The following is an 18,148-nucleotide window of genomic DNA, read 5'->3' on the forward strand; positions in this document are numbered from 1 at the left end:
ATCAGCAATACTGGTGGCAACTTTATCGTTGTGTTTATAATGGCTAAACGTTTTCCCGTCAAAGCAATCCAAACCGCCAAAATAGGTACCTATCCATAATTTTTGTTCATGATCTATACAAAGGCTAATAATTATATCGCTCGATAAGCTGTTGCTGTCGTTAGGATTGTTTTTGTATTGGGTGTATACGCCCGTTTTGCGATTAAAATAAATGAGGCCGCCGCCATTGGTGCCGATCCATAAATTCCCCAGCTTATCTTCTACAAATTTATTGATATCGTTAAACTTTAAACTAGTCGGATCAGAATCTAAATGCTTGAAAAGCGGGAACTTGATAATATTTTTATGATAATAACTTATTCCCTTTTTATTAGTACCGGCCCATATAATACCTAAATTATCCTTATAGAGTGTTGTTGTGTTTTGCCTTAATGAGGTAGGGTCATCTCCCTTATTTAGCAGATAAGTAATTGTCCAATTCTTTTTATCCAGCACATTTACCCCCCCATGGTCAGTTGCGATCCATATTAAGCCATCATTAGCCTGAACAATGTTGGTAATAAGGTTCGTTTTTAACTTTATCCCGGGTGATTCTTTATCAATATGCCTGAAAGTCGCTGTTGAAGGCCGGTAATAAAATAGGCCCAAATCATTGTACGGCAAGTAAAACCATAAATCACCATCGCGGTCGACGAGCAGTGCATAACGATCTTTCTTATTATTAGTTACCTTGTTAAATATGCTGGTGCGATAGCTGATCCTGTTAAGTTTAACATCAAGCATCTCCACCATTCCGTCAGTATAAACTATCCAAATATTGCCTTTAACGTCAGACGTTATATCTGCAATGGAACCTGGGTATAACGAGGGGCCCCCGTTAACACTGTGAAAATAACGCGTCGTCTTTTTGCTTATGGCGTTATATCGGTAAATGCCCGAATCGGCATATAAAAACCAAAAGTCTGCAGCGCTGCTGCGTTCAATTTTTTGAGGATCATTAACGGGTAGCTTCAAAGGACGTGACAATAATGACATATCATTACTAAACCGTTCTGTTTCCGGATCATAGAAACAGAAGCCGGGGGGTGTTGATATCCATAATTTTTTATCAGGGCCTTCAAAAATGGTTCTTATATAATCGAAATTAACAGAATTTTTATTATTTGCGTCGTGCCTGAATACTTTAAAGTTATAACCGTCATACCTGTTGAGACCGGAAGAAGTACCAAACCACATAAACCCCTCAGAATCCTTAAAAATGCTGGTGACCTGGTTGTGCGACAGCCCGTTACTTATATCAAGGTGAGAAAAACGGTATTGATTGCTTTGCGCAAAATTGTTCGTGTAAGCAAAAAACAACACTGAAACAACAATATAAAATTTTACACGCATCAAAATTCAGTTGAGATCTTCGAGATCATGAACCTGGCCCTTTAGCAAGCCGGTACACTAAGATAGCATAAAAGTAAGATAAATTCGCAATTAACGAGGTAAAGTGGCAATTCCTTATCTGATCACCAGAATATAAATAACCTACCTCTGAAGCGAACGAGTTGCCGATGCTATGGTTCGGGCCAGCGGACAAAATAACAGGCTTTAAACTTTCCGCTTCAATCTTTTCATTTCGCTGTTTTGCAACGTTAAACCGTTTATTACACAGCTTGCCGCAAAATCGAGTGACAGTGGTTTTGGCATTGAACGTTTGTTTACAATGCACACATTTTCTTTGGGTGGTGAATTTAAACTCATGTATTTTAAATTTCCACAATCTAATTACCCACATCAACACTCGCCCAAGAAAATCATCGCAAACGATATCCCGTGTTGTTTCTCCCTAAATTGTAGTGTCCTGTGGCATTTAGTATCGTTTAGTGCCATTTAGTTACCGATAGTTACAACGATTTATAAGTACCCTTAAAATGAGGAACAAAAGATAATTTGAGAACCAAAAAAGCAACAAAATTACTTTCTAATAGTAACAAAAAGCATAAATATACCGATTGGTTTTATTTATAAAAACCTGATAACATCATACTTATGAAAATAAAATAGTAAATTTTACTTCCTGTTTTTAGTTTACACCTAATTGATTATCAATCAGTTATATCAGTTACTTGCCCGATACAGAAAGTGATTAACTATTGACTATCAGATAGTTATAAGTTTTGAGTTACAAACCAGTAACAGAAAAAATTGACTGTTTTAAGGATAAATTTCGACGACGGGGTGTGGAAAACTTGCCTTTTCAGGCTTCTTCTACTAAAAGAAGATTACCTCTGCATCTTTCCAAAATGCGGCTTGCGGCCATTATTTAGTCTTTAAGTCCGCAGAAGGAAGAACTATATTGCTGCCTGCAAGCAAATGCCAGACGACCGCGCCGCCCTGATGGCAGGTCGCGCCGAAAACAACGATCTTCCTTCTGTCCGTAACTACAGATGTTTATCCGACGGGAACAGGCACGTCAGACGCCCTACCCAGCGGACTGTCGTTTAGCGCTACTGCCGGCATCATCGGTTTACGGGCCTGCATTCGCCAATAGTCCATGCTGGCCGTTCTGAAATCGTCACCTGTTTTGAAGTAAGCCTTTTCCTCTGCTGTTTGTTCCTTTTCCGGAACAGGTACACCCGGGAAAAAATTAAGATGGATACCTTTTACATTTTCCGGATAGTTGTAGCCCAACAAAATAGTAGCGCCTGCTCCCCAGTCACCGCCCTGGGCGTAATAATTTTGATATCCGATCACTTCGGTTACCAGCTTATTCCATAAACGGGCGGTTGTAATACCGTTAACCGGTTTACTCGGCATGGAAGAAAATCCAAAGCCAGGCAAGGCAGGGATGATCAGCGTGAAAGCGTCTTCCGCTTTGCCGCCATATTTGGAAGGATGGGTAAGCGGGCCGATCACATCAAAGAATTCAAAAGTGGAACCCGGCCAGCCGTGTGTGATGACCAGAGGCAAAGGGTTCTTGCCTTCACCTTTGATATAATAGAACTGAATATCCATGTCTTCGACATGCGCTTTGTATAGCGGGTAACTGTTCAGCAGTTTTTCCTGCTTGCGCCAATCATACTTCTTGATCCAGTAGTCCTGGAGCCCGGCAAGCCATTTCATATCCACACCGGTTTCCCAGTTGGATTCCGCACCTTCTGAGGCAGGCATTTGTTTAGGTATCCGTGCATTTTTAACCCGCTCCATAACGGAATTCAGCCTGGCCTGGGAAACTTTAATTTGAAAAGGTTTAACTAATTCAGGCCGGGCAAAATCAGCCTTGCTGACTACATTTTGGACTGACGAAACAACCGCTGAAGAATTTAGTATGGTGGTTAATAAAAGGAGCTTTTTCATAATAATCGATTTTTATAGGTAGATGAATAAGTGGTCCGGAAGCGGATTGCCTCCGGACCGCCGGGTTGATCAGGCTGTGTATTTTGCCAGCCATTTAGCCTTAGTGGCGGCTCTTGCGTCGATGAACTCCTGGTCAGTTCCCTCGGCAATAGCGTCCAGCGGGAAGCGTAAAGGACGTGTTCCGTCCTGCATGTTCACCAGTTTCAGGATACCGTCTGCAATAGTTTGCGGATTCATGTTGTACTGTGCCATTTTACCGAAAAGCGCGGTACCGATGGCATTGAATTTCTCTGACGCCGCCTCGCCGTACTCAGCGGTAATCTCCTGTTTATCCGAGTGCACGCCGGCCTTTGATCCGTTGGTCATTTCGGTAGGATAAACGCCCGGCTGAATAGTTACGTTCTCTATGTTATATTCAGCCAATTCATCCTGCAAGCCTTCCGATATGGTTTCAACACCAAATTTAGAGGCCAGGTAAGGAACCATGAATGGCAGCGTATGGCCGCTTGCGCCGGAAGTAATGTTGATTATGAGGCCTTTCTGAGCCCGGCGCATGGCGGGCAGCACTTCCTGGTAAGTCCTGATGACACCATAGAAATTAACCTCGAACATTTGTTTAATTTGATCGATGCTGTAAGCTTCCAAAAGACCGAATCCTGTTACTGCTGCGTTGTTTATCAGCACATCTACACGTCCGTATTTAGCCAGCACGCCGGCAAAGGCATTTTTAACCGAATCGTCATTGGTTACATCTATCTCAACCACATCTACCTTAGGTAATGCGGATAGTTCTTTTGCAGCATCTGCATTTTTGCCGGCGATATCACGCATGCCCGCAATTACGGTATAACCTGCTTTTGATAAAGTAATGGTGGTTAATTTGCCAAAACCTGTACTTGTTCCTGTAATGAAAATTATCTTTTCCATGATCTTATTTTTATTTGTTTTTGATTACTCAAAATTGCGAACAAACGGTTTGCCCCACATTGATGTATGATAAAAAGGAGCATTGATATATGTCAATTAGAAGCACCGGGTAAGGCATAAAAAAGATGAGTAGACTGGTAAAATTCATCGATTCGCCGAATCATTACGCTTAAGTATGAACGCTACAACAAATAACAAATGAACACCACAACAAAATCCAATAGATAAATTAGCCGGAGATTTGCTGAATTAATTACAAAAGCAATGGAACAATCAAAAAAAGAAACAGTATTGGTTACCGGAGGATCCGGCTTCGTGGGCAGTTACTGCATTATACAGTTATTAAAGGAAGGATATACGGTCAGAACTACAGTCCGGTCATTAGATAAAGTAAACGATTTAAAAGCAACGCTATTAGCCGGTAAGACTGAGAATATGCAAAATCTGACCTTTATAGCAGCTAACCTCACGAGCGATGAAAATTGGGATCAGGCTGTCGAAGGATGTGATTACGTTCTTCATGTGGCTTCCCCTTTTCCGGCAGGAGAGCCTAAAGACGAGAATGAGATCATTATACCGGCAAGGGACGGCGCTTTAAGGGTTTTGCGCGCAGCGCAAGCCGCAAAGGTCAAACGTGTGGTTTTAACCTCGTCGTTTGCAGCTATAGGCTATACCATTTATCCTAAGAACCATGTTTTTACAGAGGCCGACTGGACAGACCCCAATGTAAAATTACCGGCCTACATCAAATCCAAGACGATCGCAGAACGTGCTGCCTGGGATTTTATGGAAAACAACGCTGGTGCTATGGAATTGGTTGTCATTAATCCTGTTGGAATATTCGGACCGGTTTTAGGAAAAACTTTTAGCAGTTCAATCGGCATGATCGTACAGTTACTTTCAGGAAAGATGCCCGGAACACCACAACTATCGTTCGGCATCGTGGATGTCCGCGATGTAGCCGATATCCATATCAAAGCAATGAAGGATCCGGCGGCAAACGGCCAGCGGTTCCTGGCCACGTCAGACGGAATTATTTCATTTCCGGGAATTGCCAAAGTTTTAAAGGCTGACAGTAATTTACCAGTTGACAAAGTGCCGTCTAAAGTTCTGCCGAATTGGCTGGTAAAGGTGAGTTCCTGGTTTAAGCCGGAATTAAAACCCATTGTTCCGCAGTTGGGTGTGGTGAAAACATTATCAAATGCAAAAGCAAAATCAGTATTGAACTGGAACCCGCGGCCCAAAGAAACGACCATTAAAGAGACGGCAGAAAGCTTGGTCAAATTTAAGATCGTATAAGTTCCCTTTATTATAGGCTTTTAACATTTGATTTGCGAAATTTGATCATATGATACCAGCGCATGAACACCCTCAAATACTGATTTCCTGCTACTACAAGAAATCTGTTAATGGCGAGGATATTGTTAACCGCCATGCTTTTGCTTATCAGATCACCGGAAGCCTGACTGTTCAGGACGGACGCGAGAAAGTGATCTTTCAACCGGGTGACTTTCGCTTCAATGTTCGGAACAGGTTGGCCAAATTTGTGAAACAACCTGGTGAAAGTGATCCTTTTAAATCACTTTCACTGCAATTTGACGAAGATACGCTGCGGGAGTTTGCCGATGAGCACCGTCTGGTCGCTGAAGCAACATCTTATGTTCCACCCTCGTTCCAACTCAAAAAGCATCCGCTTTTTCAGAATTTTGTAGATTCACTGCAGCAGTCACTTCCTTACTTCAGTGACGGAAACAGCGACCTGATGAAAATAAAATTGAAGGAAGCTTTGATCGTTCTGCTTAAAGTGCAGCCTGAATTAAAAGATATACTTTTCAACTTTCAAACTCCGGGCAAGATCAACCTCAAGGCTTTTATGGAGCGGAATTTCCGCTTTAATTTAAGCCTGGCGCGGTTTGCCTACCTTACCGGCCGGAGCATTTCGACCTTCAAACGTGATTTTTTAGGGGAGTTTTCAATGACACCGGCAAAATGGTTGCAGCAGAAAAGGTTAGATGAAGCTTATTATTTGCTGAAAGAGGAAAAGTTTAAAACCACCGATGTCTATGCGGAAGTGGGGTTTGAAGACCTGTCCCATTTTTCATTTGTGTTCAAGAAACATTTTGGGATCAATCCCTCCAATGTTTCCTGATTGCCTGAACGGCAAAAAGCCTCCGAACAGGAAGCTGTTTTTGATCCTTGAAAGAGAACTGTTATTTTGATAGTGGGATAGCAATACGCAATGTTGGCCTGTTTCCTTCAAAACGGTTTCTGGCACCGGTTTCAAAGAACATTTTCGCTTCGATCAGTACACCGTTCGGGGCAAAGTAAGCCAATCCGGGGCCAACGCCCAGAACGCGTTCTTTAGTACTTCCGATACCAAATTGATCTGCATAGTAATGATGGTTCCCGGCATAACTATCCTGGTTTAGCTGGTTTAAAAAGTATGCAGCCGCTTCAACTTTGAAGCCTTTAGCTACATTATAGTCAACAGAATAGTTTCCATTATAGTAGATCCCCGGTTTATTTTGCTGACCGATAATATGCGTATTATAATTGATCTGGTTTCGTGAGCTCAGGCTAAGCTTATCGCTCAGGAATAATGTAAACGCATGATAAGCACCAAAGGCGTAAAGATGTGAAGATGCATTTATATTATACCTGCTGTCATATGATCCGGTCGGAAGCGTTACATCAAACTCGACACGATGGGAAAAGGGTTTTCCAAACAACTTTTTATCCGACCATTGAATTGCTGTTCCCTGTACGATATCCCCAAGGACACCCGGATTTACAGTTGGTGCCGACCCGTTCAGGTTGGATGAGTTGATCTGTACTACAGGTATAATTACGGTGAATCCCAGGTTTCCGCCCAGTAATTTCACAGGTGTCAGATAAATCAGTTGATTTAGAGAAACCACCGAATTGATCTTTAGAACTGATGAAGTCCTGCGACCTGATCCATCTGCAAAATGTTTGGTGTCAAAAGCCTGTAGGTAGCCCTGATAAACCCAGCCCGGTTTACCGGCAAAGCCGTCATACATATTGGACAACCCAAGATTGGTTGGTGGTAAGACCGGGTCCTGGGCAAATGCGTAACCTATATTGACAAATAAGCCGATAAGTATGGCTGCAAAAAATACCCGGTAGGCAAAACCACCTGATCGGGAAGCGGAAGAACTAAACGGCACGATGGTCGATCCCTGGTTATTAAAGGTTGTATAATGCTCAAAGATTTCCTTGAGATCTTCGGCATTTTTATGATTTAGTGATGGTGTTTTCATGCAGCAAACCTACTGGTGGAGGGAAAGCTCCCGAATGATGTAAGGCAAGAAATTAGATTGATAAATATCAATTGGCGCTATTGCTCAGTGATCAGGTAATTCAACTTTCGTTTGCTGGGTTCAGATCCTGGTACAAACCAATTACAGTTTCATTGCTCAACAGCAAATGACAATAAATAAATGCATTACATACCGTTTCGATGTTACCCAAAAGTTCAGCTCCCGCATTATGCATCAATGATACCATTTCGTCCAGGTGGTCAACTTTAAAGCCTACAACCACGTTTGTGTTTTTAAACAGATATTCCGGATAGCAGGCTCCGGGTCCGTAAAATTCCATTATTGTTCCGTCCTCCATGCTGTAAACTGTTAATCCCAGTTGAACCGGAATTTTCTTTAGTTTAAGCCCTTCAGACAACAATATTTTAAACAGGTCACCATCAGCGGTACCAGTTTTAACCGAGATCCGGGTTATCGTTTTTGTCTTTTTCATATTCAATTTCTTTTAAACCGAGATTGGCCAGCCGCAGCGATAAGATTGCAATGGGCCTTTTCCGGCAAACAAAATTGAAAGATTGAAACCAGTAAAAAATTGATATAAAATAAAATAGCACTTGATAAAAGTCAAGTGCTATCAATATTTCGGAAGTTAAATCAGCGTTTAACGATCTGTTTTCTGACCCGGCTTAACGTCTCTGCGGTAATGCCTAAATAAGAGGCGATCATGCTCTGCGGAACGCGCATAGTCAGATGGGGGAATTTTTCCAGAAAATTTAAATATTTATCTTCAGCGGTCAGACTGATAAAAGTATGGATCCTGTTTTGAGCAACGAGGAAGCTTTTTTGTAATATGGCGTTGATCATATTGTTGAAAGCGGGCACCTCGATACATAGCCGGTCGAATTTTTCTTTGCTGATCAGGGCTACTTCCGAATCTTCGATCGCATCGATATTATAGATCGAGGGCTGACCCGTTTGAATGCTTTCGCGGTCGCCGATCCACCAATTCTCTATAGCAAAATTTAAAATGTGTTCAACCCCTTTTTCATCAACGGTATAGGTGCGTAAGCATCCCTTGGTGACAAATGAGTGGTTTTTGACAACATCTCCTTCCTGGGTGAGATACTGTCGTTTTCTAACCTTTTTTATAACTACAGCTGCCGCAACTGTTTCCAGTTCCTCGGCAGTATAGTTGCCTTTTCCTTGTAAATAAGTTTTAAATACCTCGATCACTATCTGTTTTTTTCGGTGAGTAAACGATTAAAGATAATGAAGAAATCTCATTATATAAAGAGTTGTGATGCAGGAATAGTATCGGCCTGCATAAGTCACTTGTAAACAATTGATTTATATCAATCTCATTTCTTACTATGTAACATGATGACCTGACCTCCATTATTTGACAAACCGCTGCAGTTCTGTTATTGGAATACCGCCGGGAATTGATATAAATCAATCTTATTTCTTACGATAGGTCAATGGAGGCGGCCTGTGAACAAGCCATCTTTGTATTGTTAAAACAACCTATAACATTTAAAAGAATAAAGACATGAAAACTGCAAAAGAATTATTATTGGACTATCTGGAAAACGTAGGCAACCCTGATTTTCAGATCGAATTATTTGCTGACGATGCGGTATTTGAACTGCCATACCTTGCCAGCCTTGGCATACCGGCCCGTTGGGAAGGCCGTGAAGTACTATATAACTTCTTAGGCAACCTGCCAAAGACTTTCCCTGGATTCAAATTCAAGAACATTCAAATCCATATTGATACACCTGATCAGGCTTTTGGAGAATACGAGGCAACTGCTGTTATCGCGTCAAATGGCAAAGATTACGCTCAGCACTATATGGGCCGTGTGGTAGCCGAAAACGGTAAGATCAAATTGATCCGGGAAGCTTTGAATATGGTACCGGTAGTTAGGGATATTAAAGGCATCGCTATTAACTAAACAATAATAAAGCCTCCTGCACCAGTCGTGAAATAAACCATTTGTGCAGGAGGCCTTTGTTATCAAACGTTTTAAAATTATTTTGATCTTTATCGTCATGAAAAAACGTCGTGTACTTAATTTCTGCTTCCTGAATATCTTGTGTTTTTTTGTTTCCCTGAACAGTTTTGCTCAGCGTAATATAAAAGAAGGCACTTCAATGACTTTACTCGAAGTGCAGAAAAAATATGATCTCGATCCTTCCCGCCCTTTGTTAAAACGTATTTCCAAGACACCAGATAAGGTTATTAAAATGTTCCGGGACGCAGGCATGTCTCCCACCGAACACCAACTGACGAAAGAAGAAGTAGCCATTGTTGCTTCTGCAATTTCGGCGCTTCCACCATTGCATCAGCGGGTTTTGAAACAACATTTAAAAAGTATCAGCTTTTTAGATAATATGCCCAATACGGCGCTGACCTCAACGATAACCAAAGATGAAAGTGTCAATCTTTACCATATCACTTTCCGGGCTGGTATACTGCATCAAAACATAACTGAATGGGTAAATGAAAAAGAGGCCACCTGTTTTTCAGGAGGCGACTCCACAATTTCAGTTTCGATCCAGGCAGGCCTGTTAAAAGCATTGACCTATGTTTTGCTTCACGAAGGAACACACGTAGTAGACGGTTCAATGCATCTGATTTCAGCGGACTCGGTAGCCGGTAAACCACGTATGAATGATTTTACCAGGGAGTTTTCAAAAGGAATATGGAGCGACATTAAAACACTTCAATGGCCTGTCAAAGATTCCTTAGTTTTTAAAAGCCGGTTTCGGCCGGGCGGACGCCGCTATCTTTACACAGAAGCTTCTCAGGTTTATGCTGAACTTGTCAAAACACCCTTTGTGTCATTATATGGTACAGCGAGTTGGCATGAAGACCTGGCGGAACTCCTGACCGTATATCATCTTACCCGGGTTTATACACAACCATTTCGCATTACCATCAAACGATCCGGAAAAGTGGTTCAGGAATTTGAGCCTATAAGATCAGCATTCGCTCAGAAGCGCCTAAAACTTCTCCGCCATTTTTATGGAAAGGCTTAGCTTTTAAATTGTAAGAATATTATTGATAATTTAGAATTCAATGTTTAATAAAAGCTAACAAGATAATCCTTGGCACCCTGTCTTCTCTTAGTTACACTTATTAATTTGTCGATATACTGGTGTATCCTTACTGAAAACTTCAAAAAAGTTTTTCCTTAAGATGTATCACATCTTCCTTGTTTTGTATAGCGGCCAGCCAAGCTCATCTCCTAATTTTGCTTCATTATTTAAAGACAAATAATAATGAAAAAAACAATAGCAGTAATTGGAGCAACAGGCTCACAAGGTAAGGGTGTGGTAAATGCCCTTGTGCATGAAAGTTCCTTCAATGTAAGAGCAATAACCCGTAATCCGGAAAAATATTCAGGCAAAGCACATGAAGCAGTTTATGCAGATTTAAACGATTTGCAGTCATTAAAAGAAGCGTTTAAGGATGTTTATGGCGTATTTGTGGTAACCAACTTTTGGGAAGGTGCAGACGAAATTGCCCAGGGGAAAAATGCCGTTGAAGCAGCAAAGGCAACAGGCGTGCAGCATTTTATTTGGTCAACACTTCCTGATGTTGAATCAATAAGTAATGGTGAATTCGACGTTCCTCATTTTGCAAACAAAGCAAAGGTAGATGACCTGGTGAAAAATGCAGGGTTTAAATACTCAACATTTGTTGAAGCTCCATTCTATTATCAAAATCTTGTCGGACGGCTTGCACCACAGCCAAAACAAGACGGCACAACCGGCTGGACGCTGCCGGTCGATCCGACAAAAAAAGTGATCCATTGGTCGGACATCAATGATTTGGGAAAAGTAGTGGCAGGCGCATTTTTGCAGCCCGAAAAAGCCGGCAATGGCAATTACCTTGCATTGGCAACAGAGCTGAATAGTTTCAACGACGTTCTGGAAGCCTATAAAAGGCACGGCAAAGCGTACAGCTTTACCCAAGTAACTCAATGCTAATTAAAGGAAATTTTCAATAATTTCAAAGCAATAAAAAAAACCTCCAGACGTCCCCTCGCCTCTTCGGCTTATCCAGCACACTCAATTACGAGTACTTATATTCACAATTAAGATAGAGCAATATGAAGCTCTACAGGTTTGTCCCCCTGACTATTGAGCGTGTATTATATAAAAATTGGAATTATAAACAAATCTGTTTATTTTTGAGCATGGAGAAATGGATCGAAAAATATCGTGGAATTAATCCTGGCGCAATTCTGGACAGGGAGCTAAAAAAGAAAAAGCTAAAGCAAACAGCTTTTGCCAGGGGTATTAGTCTGCCTGCTCAAACATTAAATGCCATTATAAAAGGTAAAAGGAAAATGACGCCCGAAGTAGCCTTTAAAATAGATAACGCACTTGGTTTGGAAGAAAGCACGATGGGTATCTTGCAAGCTATGTACGATAATACGTTGGTTAAAAATAAGATCGGGAATAGTAATCATCCTGATATATCCAGGCTCCGCAGGATATTGTTTTGGGATACTGATTTTGACAAAATTGATTGGCAAGGGCAGAAAAACGCCGTTATCCGACGTGTGTGGGAACGTGGTAATGAAGATGAGAAAAAGGAGATACAGCGATTTTACGGTATTGATAACATACATGCTGTTATTAAGGATATGAAGCCCACTCGTCCAGATCCTTCATTTTTAAGACAAAAATCCAGCTAATGCTCCATTGGAATACGATATCCGCACAACTTAAACAAACCCTGGCTACCTTAATGCAAACTGATGTATTAAAAGATCATCGGCTGGTTGGCGGCACGGCCCTGAGCTTATATTTAGGCCACCGAATGTCAGTAGATATTGATTTATTTACTGATGCCGGTAACTATGGTAAGATAAATTACGATAAAGTAGAGGAATATTTGAAAAACAGCTTTCCTTATGTAAGCGGCGACTTTGGAAGTGATCCAGTCTTCGGCAAGTCGTATCTCATCGGCGAGAATAAAGAAAATATCGTCAAAGTGGACATTTACTATGCCGGCGAGCCGTTTTTCGGGGAGTTAATCGAAAGCGACGGCATCCGTTTAGCGTCTGTTGAAGAAATCATCGCAATGAAGGTTGATGTAGTACGACGAGGCGGAAGAAAGAAGGATTTTTGGGACCTTCATGAATTGCTCGGGCAGTATTCGATTGACCAAATGATAGCTTTACACGCCACGGGTTACGAATGGATCCATGATGAAGAACTTATCATCAAAAACTTTACTGATTTCCGGCAAGCTGATGAAGATTTTGATCCCATTTGCCTCAAAGGGAAGGAATGGGCATTCATCAAGGAAGATTTTGAAGAAGCAGTCAACAGCCGGCAATGAAATAAGATTCATTGCCATAAAAAACCTCCTTTACCGTGGTCTTGGCATTAAATGTTTGTTTACAATGCACACATTTTCTTTGGATCGTGAAATTTGAACTCATATATTTTAAATTTCCACAATCTAATTATCCACATTAACACTCACACCAAGAAAATCGCCGCAACGATGTCGGTTGTTGTTTCTCCCTAAATTGTAGTGTTTTGTGGCATTTAGTATCGTTTAGTGCTATTTAGTTACCGATAGTTACAACGATTTATAAGTAACCTAAAAATGAGGAACAAAAGATAATTTGGGAACCAAAAAAGCAACGAAATTACTTTCTAATAGTAGTAACAAAAAGCATAAATATACCGATAGGTTTTATTTATAAAGGCCTGACATCATGCTATTTAGGAAAATAAAATGATGATTTTTACTTTCTGTTTTAAATTTATAAATAATTGACTATCAATTAGTTATGTCGATTATTTATCCGATACTGAAAGAACCTAAGCCATGGTTATCAACAAGTTGCGAATTTTGAGTAACAAAAGAGTAACAGATTTTTTAACCTATTTTTAGGATATTTTTACCGTTTTGAGAATGTGGAAAACTCAATGCTAATTAAAGGAAATTTCCAGCGGGTTAACGAAGTCTTGCATAACCGGATTATTAATACTTTACCCCTTTCATCCTGTCTTTCCATTTAAAATAAAGGCCGATTTAATGAATTGGTTAGGTATTGAGGTGTATATTCTCCCTGAGACCAGTACCCCAAATTTCTTCGTCTTTCAAATATAATTTTACGTAAGCAATAATGGCTCAATACAATAGCACATCCAGTCCCTTTGGAATAATCAATAGCAATTGTCAGAGCTTGGAATTTAATTTAACTTTTAGCTCGTCAAATCCCTAATATACTGGGTTGGTGTTTTCCCGTATTCCTTTTTAAACGCCTTAGTGAAGTACGACTGGGTTTGGATACCTACCCGGTAAATTACCTCGGTAAGCAGTACATCTTCGTGGGTTAAAATTTCAATAGCTTTTTTAAGTCGGATGCTCCTGATAAACTCGTTAGGCGCCTGGCCCGAGATCTCTTTTATTTTATGATAGAGTTTGGTGCGGCTCATGCCTATTGCTCCGCAAAGCTGCTCTACGTCAAGATCCGGATTGCTTAGCTCTTTATCGATGAAGGCTAAAAGCGTATCTAAAAACTCTTTATCTTTTGTGGAGTGCACTAATTCGCGCACTTCTATATGATGATCCTTTAAATAACGGTCTTTTAGTTTTTGCCGCTGCTCAAAAATATTGCGGATAGATAGGGTAAGTAAGTTTATACTAATAGGCTTAGGCAAATATAAATCAGCCCCCGAATCTATACCCTCAATTTCGGCCTGTAGGTTGGTTTTTGCCGTAAGCATAATAAATGGAATATGGCTGGTGTTAACATCCTCTTTAATGGTACGGCAAAATTCAACTCCATTAAGGACCGGCATCATCACATCGCTGATAATCAGGTCAGGAAATTCGTCCCTCGCTTTTGCTAACCCTGCATTACCATCCGCTGCTTCCGTAATGATATACAGGTCGCTCAGTGAACTTTTGATAAATGCCCTGATCTCTTCATTATCTTCAACTACCAGGATCCGGTGTTGATGTTTGCTGGTTGTTAACCCTTGTTTTTCGGGATATATTTTCGCGTTGGGGCTGGGGTAATCTGCAATGATGCTTTCCAGCCTGGTTCCACCTTCCTGCGTGGTTTTTGTCCATTTTTCATTGGGCTCATAATCCGTTTCTGAAACGGGCAGGCCAATAATAATGTCTGTTCCCTGGTGCCGCTGGCTGTATACATAAATATCGCCTTTATGCAGCACGCTTAAACTTTTCACAAAGGCCAGCCCAATGCCTGAGCCCAGATGCGATTCCGTGATGCGGTAGTAACGTTCAAAAAGGTGCTGAATAGATTCTTTAGAGATGCCGATGCCATTGTCTGTTATTCGGATATAGGCGTACTTAGCTGCCCGGAAGGTATTTTTAAGGATCAGCTCGTTTTCATAGTATGGTTTAAAGTTACGCAGGTCATCCAGCACTTCTATTGTAATACAGCCTTTGTCGGGCGTGTATTTTAGCGAGTTATTGATGAGGTTGAGCACAATCTTCTCCAGTACCTGCCTGTCGAACCAGGCGGCAGGCATCTCTGCTCCCGAAATAACATCTAATTTTATATTTTTTTGATTAGCCGCATCTTTAAATTCTGTTGCTAATTCTGCAATAAAGGCCGGGAGGTTTCCCTGGATAACGTTTAGTTTAAGTATGCCGGTTTCAACCTTCCTGAAATCCATCAACTCGTTAATCAGCAGTAATAGCCGGTTGGCGTTGCGGTACATAACCTCGTAGTACTGGCTCGATGCCGATTGCCCTTTTTGTAGCAGCGTCTCCAACGGACCTAATATCAGCGACAATGGCGTGCGAAACTCGTGCGAGATATTGGTGAAAAATTGCAATTGCTGCTGGTGCATTTCTTCTTTCCGCGACTCTTCTAACCGGCGAAGGTCCAGGTTCTTTTTAAAACGGAGGAGTTGATAAATGCTGATAAGCAAACCCAATGCAGCCAAGGTACGGAACCACCAGGTGGCCCAAAAAGGAGGGGTAATTGAAATAGTTAAAGATGTGCTTTTGGTATTCCAAACGCCATCGTTATTGGCGGCCGTGATGATAAAAGTATAGTCGCCAGGTGCAAGGTTGGTGTAGGTAGCCTTACGCTCATTGGTAACATGCCAACTGGGATCAAAATCCTGTAGCCGGTATCTGTATTTGTTATTTTCGGTGGCTGTGTAGTTGAGTGCTGCAAAATACAGGGTTATGCTCGATTGCCGGTAGTTAAGCTTTACTGTTTTGGTTACGCCAATATCATTACTCAAAGGCGAGCCGGGCGTACCTGGCAAGATCATTTTATCAAACACCTGGAAACCGGTAATATAAACCGGCGGGATATACCCGTTTGCTTTAATGGAAGCCGGGTTAAAAACATTAAGCCCGTTAACCCCGCCAAAATAAAGATTGCCGTTTTTTGCTTTTAATGATGAGTTAGCTTCAAATTCCTGTCCCTGCAAGCCATCGGCAATGTTGTACCTGGTGAATTGCAGGTTGTTGGGGGTGAATTTTATCAAGCCGCTTGTTCCGGATATCCAAAGGTTACCGGCGTTATCCTCTTCAATACTTTTGATCGTGGCTGTTGCCAGGCCTGCTTTATCGGTATAAATGTCAAACTTGCTTTTTGTTGCATTAAACAGGTAAAGGCCGTTTTGTCCAAGCCATACCCTGCCCGAGTGGTCAACAAAAATAACCCGCAGATCGGGCAGCTTTTCCAGGTTGTTGAAATAATGGCTAAACCGTTTGGTCAGCAGGTTATAACAGTTTAGGCCGCCATCGTCGGTGCCAATCCATAGATTTTTATGCTTGTCTTCGTTGAGGGACACAATATTATTGCCCAATACCCGGATTTGCTTATCGGGCGCTTCTTTAATCCGCCTGAACTTGTAGGTTTGCTCATCCATCAAATTAAGGCCGCCATAATAAGTAGCCACCCAAAAGTTGCCTTCACTATCCTTTAAGGCCTGCTGAACATAGTTGGAACTGATGGTAGTTTGATCTGCCGGGTTATTGACAAGGCGCCTGAAGTTTCCGGTTGTTTTATCAAAGCAGTTAAGGCCGCCTCCCCAGGTACTTACCCATACTTTTTTTTCTTCGGCTTTATAAATATGCAGTATTGCATCGGCAGCAAGGCTTTGGCTTTTGCCGGGGTTGTTACGGTAATACTTAAAGGTATTTTTCACCGGGTTGTAAATATTGATGCCGCCGCCATCGGTACCAATCCAAATCTGGTGCTGCTCATCCTCGCAAAAAGTTCTGACGTCATTATAACTTAAACTGTTATTGTCAGGCTCGTTTTGTAGCAGCTTAAATTTGTTGGCTTTGGGCGTATACAAGTTTACCCCTGCGCGGTGTGTGCCCACCCATAAGTTACTTTGATCATCCTCGAAAATTGATGATACCGTTCTTTGTGATAAGCTGCCGGGGTTTTCAGATTCATTTTGATAATTGGCAAAGGAGCTGTTTTGCGGATTAAAAAGACTTAACCCGCCGTTAATGCCCCCTGCCCATATATTCCCTTTTCGATCAACCAGCAAACATTTAACCTGGTCGTTGGCCAGGCTACCCGCGTGGTTTTGCTGGTGCTGATAGCGCTTAACCGCGTGGTTTTTAAAATCAAGCACCATTAAGCCACCATTTTCAATCCCCAGCCACAGGTTATGCTGATGATCTTCCTGTATGGTATTAACCGGCAAATTAACTGCGCTGTAACCGGTTAAATGTATATCGGCACTAAAGGCGTGCTTATTTCTGTCGAAACTGTTTAGCCCGTTTGCTGTGCCGATCCATAAATTGCTTTTACTATCCTCATAAATATAATTTACGGCACTCCTGGTTTGATTATAAAAATGTGCGAATGAATTTGTTTTGGACTGGTACAGATTTAAGCAACCATCGGCGGTGCCAATCCACAAATTACCCCGCCGGTCGTTATAAATACAATTTATCGTATTGCCGGATATTGACTGCTTGTTGCCCGTAAGGTGTTTAAACCGGGTAAACTTATTTTTAAACTGGTTAAACCGGTTTAATCCATTGCTTGTACCTATCCATAGCTCACGGTTGCTGTCCTCGTAAATACAACGGATGTAATCGTCGCTTATACTGCCGGCATCGCTTGTGTTGTTTTTAGAAACTGTTATTTGATAGCCGTCATAACGGTTTAAGCCATCGCGGGTGCCAAACCATATAAAGCCACGATGATCCTGATAAATGGCTTCAACGGTACTGTTTGATAAACCCTGGAAACTGTTGATATGACTGAACTTTAATTTGGGGGCCTGCGCATTTACCGGAAAAAAACAAACAAAAGCATTAATCAGCATCAAGGCCAACAGCCTTAAAACAATCATTTTTTGAGGTTGGGCAGCATATGCATTGAACATCGTTACTGTACAGATAAAATTATAAGCTGGCTTTTGTCGGCTGGTTATGTTTGGTAACAGCAATATTAATAATAAATGTTAACAATACAGCTGTAAGGTGCCGTACAGCCTCAATTGCCTTAAATTATAACAGTTTGAACCAAAAGTATAATGATTTGGACAAGTCGTTTTCTGTTTTATACCTGTCATTTGTACAAATAAACCAATGGCTTTTTC

At 41.4% G+C, this 18,148-nt stretch carries 14 protein-coding genes; 7 read left to right on the forward strand and 7 right to left on the reverse strand.

From position 1 onward, the window contains the following. The 3 genes from AC1DXF_RS22985 to AC1DXF_RS22995 form a co-directional block, all read right to left on the reverse strand. Positions 1-1,392: ligand-binding sensor domain-containing protein (locus tag AC1DXF_RS22985; RefSeq protein ID WP_477451041.1), on the reverse strand; the 1,392-nt coding region annotated here is incomplete at its 3' end. 1,047 nt (positions 1,393-2,439) lie between these two features. After that, positions 2,440-3,345: an epoxide hydrolase family protein gene (locus AC1DXF_RS22990; RefSeq protein ID WP_477451042.1), complete on the reverse strand. Its 906-nt coding sequence runs from the start codon at positions 3,343-3,345 to the stop codon at positions 2,440-2,442. Between the two features lie 69 nt (positions 3,346-3,414). Continuing rightward, positions 3,415-4,272 carry an SDR family oxidoreductase gene (locus AC1DXF_RS22995; protein WP_477451043.1) on the reverse strand — a complete coding sequence of 286 codons (858 nt, stop codon included), beginning with the start codon at positions 4,270-4,272 and terminating at the stop codon, positions 3,415-3,417. A 264-nt stretch (positions 4,273-4,536) separates the two neighbouring features. Between AC1DXF_RS22995 and AC1DXF_RS23000 the strand changes: the two genes are divergently transcribed. Continuing rightward, positions 4,537-5,571, forward strand: a complete 1,035-nt coding sequence (locus tag AC1DXF_RS23000; protein WP_477451044.1) for an SDR family oxidoreductase — start codon at positions 4,537-4,539, stop codon at positions 5,569-5,571. A gap of 49 nt (positions 5,572-5,620) precedes the next feature. Beyond that, complete coding sequence (locus AC1DXF_RS23005; protein WP_477451045.1) at positions 5,621-6,421, forward strand: helix-turn-helix domain-containing protein; 801 nt, start codon at positions 5,621-5,623, stop codon at positions 6,419-6,421. Between the two features lie 61 nt (positions 6,422-6,482). Here AC1DXF_RS23005 and AC1DXF_RS23010 read toward each other — a convergent pair whose 3' ends face one another. From AC1DXF_RS23010 to AC1DXF_RS23020, 3 genes are all read right to left on the reverse strand, one after another. Next, positions 6,483-7,553: a SphA family protein gene (locus AC1DXF_RS23010; RefSeq protein WP_477451046.1), complete on the reverse strand. Its 1,071-nt coding sequence runs from the start codon at positions 7,551-7,553 to the stop codon at positions 6,483-6,485. A 100-nt stretch (positions 7,554-7,653) separates the two neighbouring features. Then, complete coding sequence (locus tag AC1DXF_RS23015) at positions 7,654-8,046, reverse strand: hypothetical protein (RefSeq protein WP_477451047.1); 393 nt, start codon at positions 8,044-8,046, stop codon at positions 7,654-7,656. Positions 8,047-8,207: 161 nt separating this feature from the next. Then, positions 8,208-8,786 (reverse strand): Crp/Fnr family transcriptional regulator, encoded by a 579-nt coding sequence (locus AC1DXF_RS23020; RefSeq protein ID WP_477451048.1) that lies wholly within the window; start codon positions 8,784-8,786, stop codon positions 8,208-8,210. A 316-nt stretch (positions 8,787-9,102) separates the two neighbouring features. Here AC1DXF_RS23020 and AC1DXF_RS23025 point away from each other — a divergent pair, with 316 nt between their 5' ends. From AC1DXF_RS23025 to AC1DXF_RS23045, 5 genes are all read left to right on the forward strand, one after another. After that, complete coding sequence (locus AC1DXF_RS23025) at positions 9,103-9,507, forward strand: nuclear transport factor 2 family protein (RefSeq protein WP_457126775.1); 405 nt, start codon at positions 9,103-9,105, stop codon at positions 9,505-9,507. Positions 9,508-9,550: 43 nt separating this feature from the next. Next, complete coding sequence (locus tag AC1DXF_RS23030) at positions 9,551-10,594, forward strand: hypothetical protein (RefSeq protein WP_477451049.1); 1,044 nt, start codon at positions 9,551-9,553, stop codon at positions 10,592-10,594. A 243-nt stretch (positions 10,595-10,837) separates the two neighbouring features. Continuing rightward, positions 10,838-11,548 carry an NmrA/HSCARG family protein gene (locus AC1DXF_RS23035; RefSeq protein WP_477451050.1) on the forward strand — a complete coding sequence of 237 codons (711 nt, stop codon included), beginning with the start codon at positions 10,838-10,840 and terminating at the stop codon, positions 11,546-11,548. A 122-nt stretch (positions 11,549-11,670) separates the two neighbouring features. Next, positions 11,671-12,261, forward strand: coding sequence for a helix-turn-helix transcriptional regulator (locus AC1DXF_RS23040; protein WP_477451051.1), 591 nt, complete (start codon positions 11,671-11,673; stop codon positions 12,259-12,261). A 53-nt stretch (positions 12,262-12,314) separates the two neighbouring features. Beyond that, positions 12,315-12,911, forward strand: a complete 597-nt coding sequence (locus AC1DXF_RS23045; protein ID WP_477451052.1) for a nucleotidyl transferase AbiEii/AbiGii toxin family protein — start codon at positions 12,315-12,317, stop codon at positions 12,909-12,911. Positions 12,912-13,789: 878 nt separating this feature from the next. On the opposite strand, the gene AC1DXF_RS23050 is transcribed toward AC1DXF_RS23045, so the two are convergent. Next, positions 13,790-17,899, reverse strand: coding sequence for a hybrid sensor histidine kinase/response regulator transcription factor (locus AC1DXF_RS23050; RefSeq protein ID WP_477451053.1), 4,110 nt, complete (start codon positions 17,897-17,899; stop codon positions 13,790-13,792). Between the last annotated feature and the right edge of the window lie 249 nt (positions 17,900-18,148).

The sequence above is a fragment of the Mucilaginibacter sp. P2_A5 genome (assembly GCF_056404995.1).

What these genes read in the sequence shown, in the direction of transcription:
- AC1DXF_RS22990 (WP_477451042.1), bottom strand. Translation starts at nt 3,345, where the DNA reads ATGAAAAAGCTCCTTTTATTAACCACCATACTAAATTCTTCAGCGGTT.
- AC1DXF_RS22995 (WP_477451043.1), bottom strand. Translation starts at nt 4,272, where the DNA reads ATGGAAAAGATAATTTTCATTACAGGAACAAGTACAGGTTTTGGCAAA.
- AC1DXF_RS23000 (WP_477451044.1), top strand. Translation starts at nt 4,537, where the DNA reads ATGGAACAATCAAAAAAAGAAACAGTATTGGTTACCGGAGGATCCGGC.
- AC1DXF_RS23005 (WP_477451045.1), top strand. Translation starts at nt 5,621, where the DNA reads ATGATACCAGCGCATGAACACCCTCAAATACTGATTTCCTGCTACTAC.
- AC1DXF_RS23010 (WP_477451046.1), bottom strand. Translation starts at nt 7,553, where the DNA reads ATGAAAACACCATCACTAAATCATAAAAATGCCGAAGATCTCAAGGAA.
- AC1DXF_RS23015 (WP_477451047.1), bottom strand. Translation starts at nt 8,046, where the DNA reads ATGAAAAAGACAAAAACGATAACCCGGATCTCGGTTAAAACTGGTACC.
- AC1DXF_RS23025 (WP_457126775.1), top strand. Translation starts at nt 9,103, where the DNA reads ATGAAAACTGCAAAAGAATTATTATTGGACTATCTGGAAAACGTAGGC.
- AC1DXF_RS23035 (WP_477451050.1), top strand. Translation starts at nt 10,838, where the DNA reads ATGAAAAAAACAATAGCAGTAATTGGAGCAACAGGCTCACAAGGTAAG.
- AC1DXF_RS23040 (WP_477451051.1), top strand. Translation starts at nt 11,671, where the DNA reads ATGAAGCTCTACAGGTTTGTCCCCCTGACTATTGAGCGTGTATTATAT.
- AC1DXF_RS23045 (WP_477451052.1), top strand. Translation starts at nt 12,315, where the DNA reads ATGCAAACTGATGTATTAAAAGATCATCGGCTGGTTGGCGGCACGGCC.
- AC1DXF_RS23050 (WP_477451053.1), bottom strand. Translation starts at nt 17,899, where the DNA reads ATGATTGTTTTAAGGCTGTTGGCCTTGATGCTGATTAATGCTTTTGTT.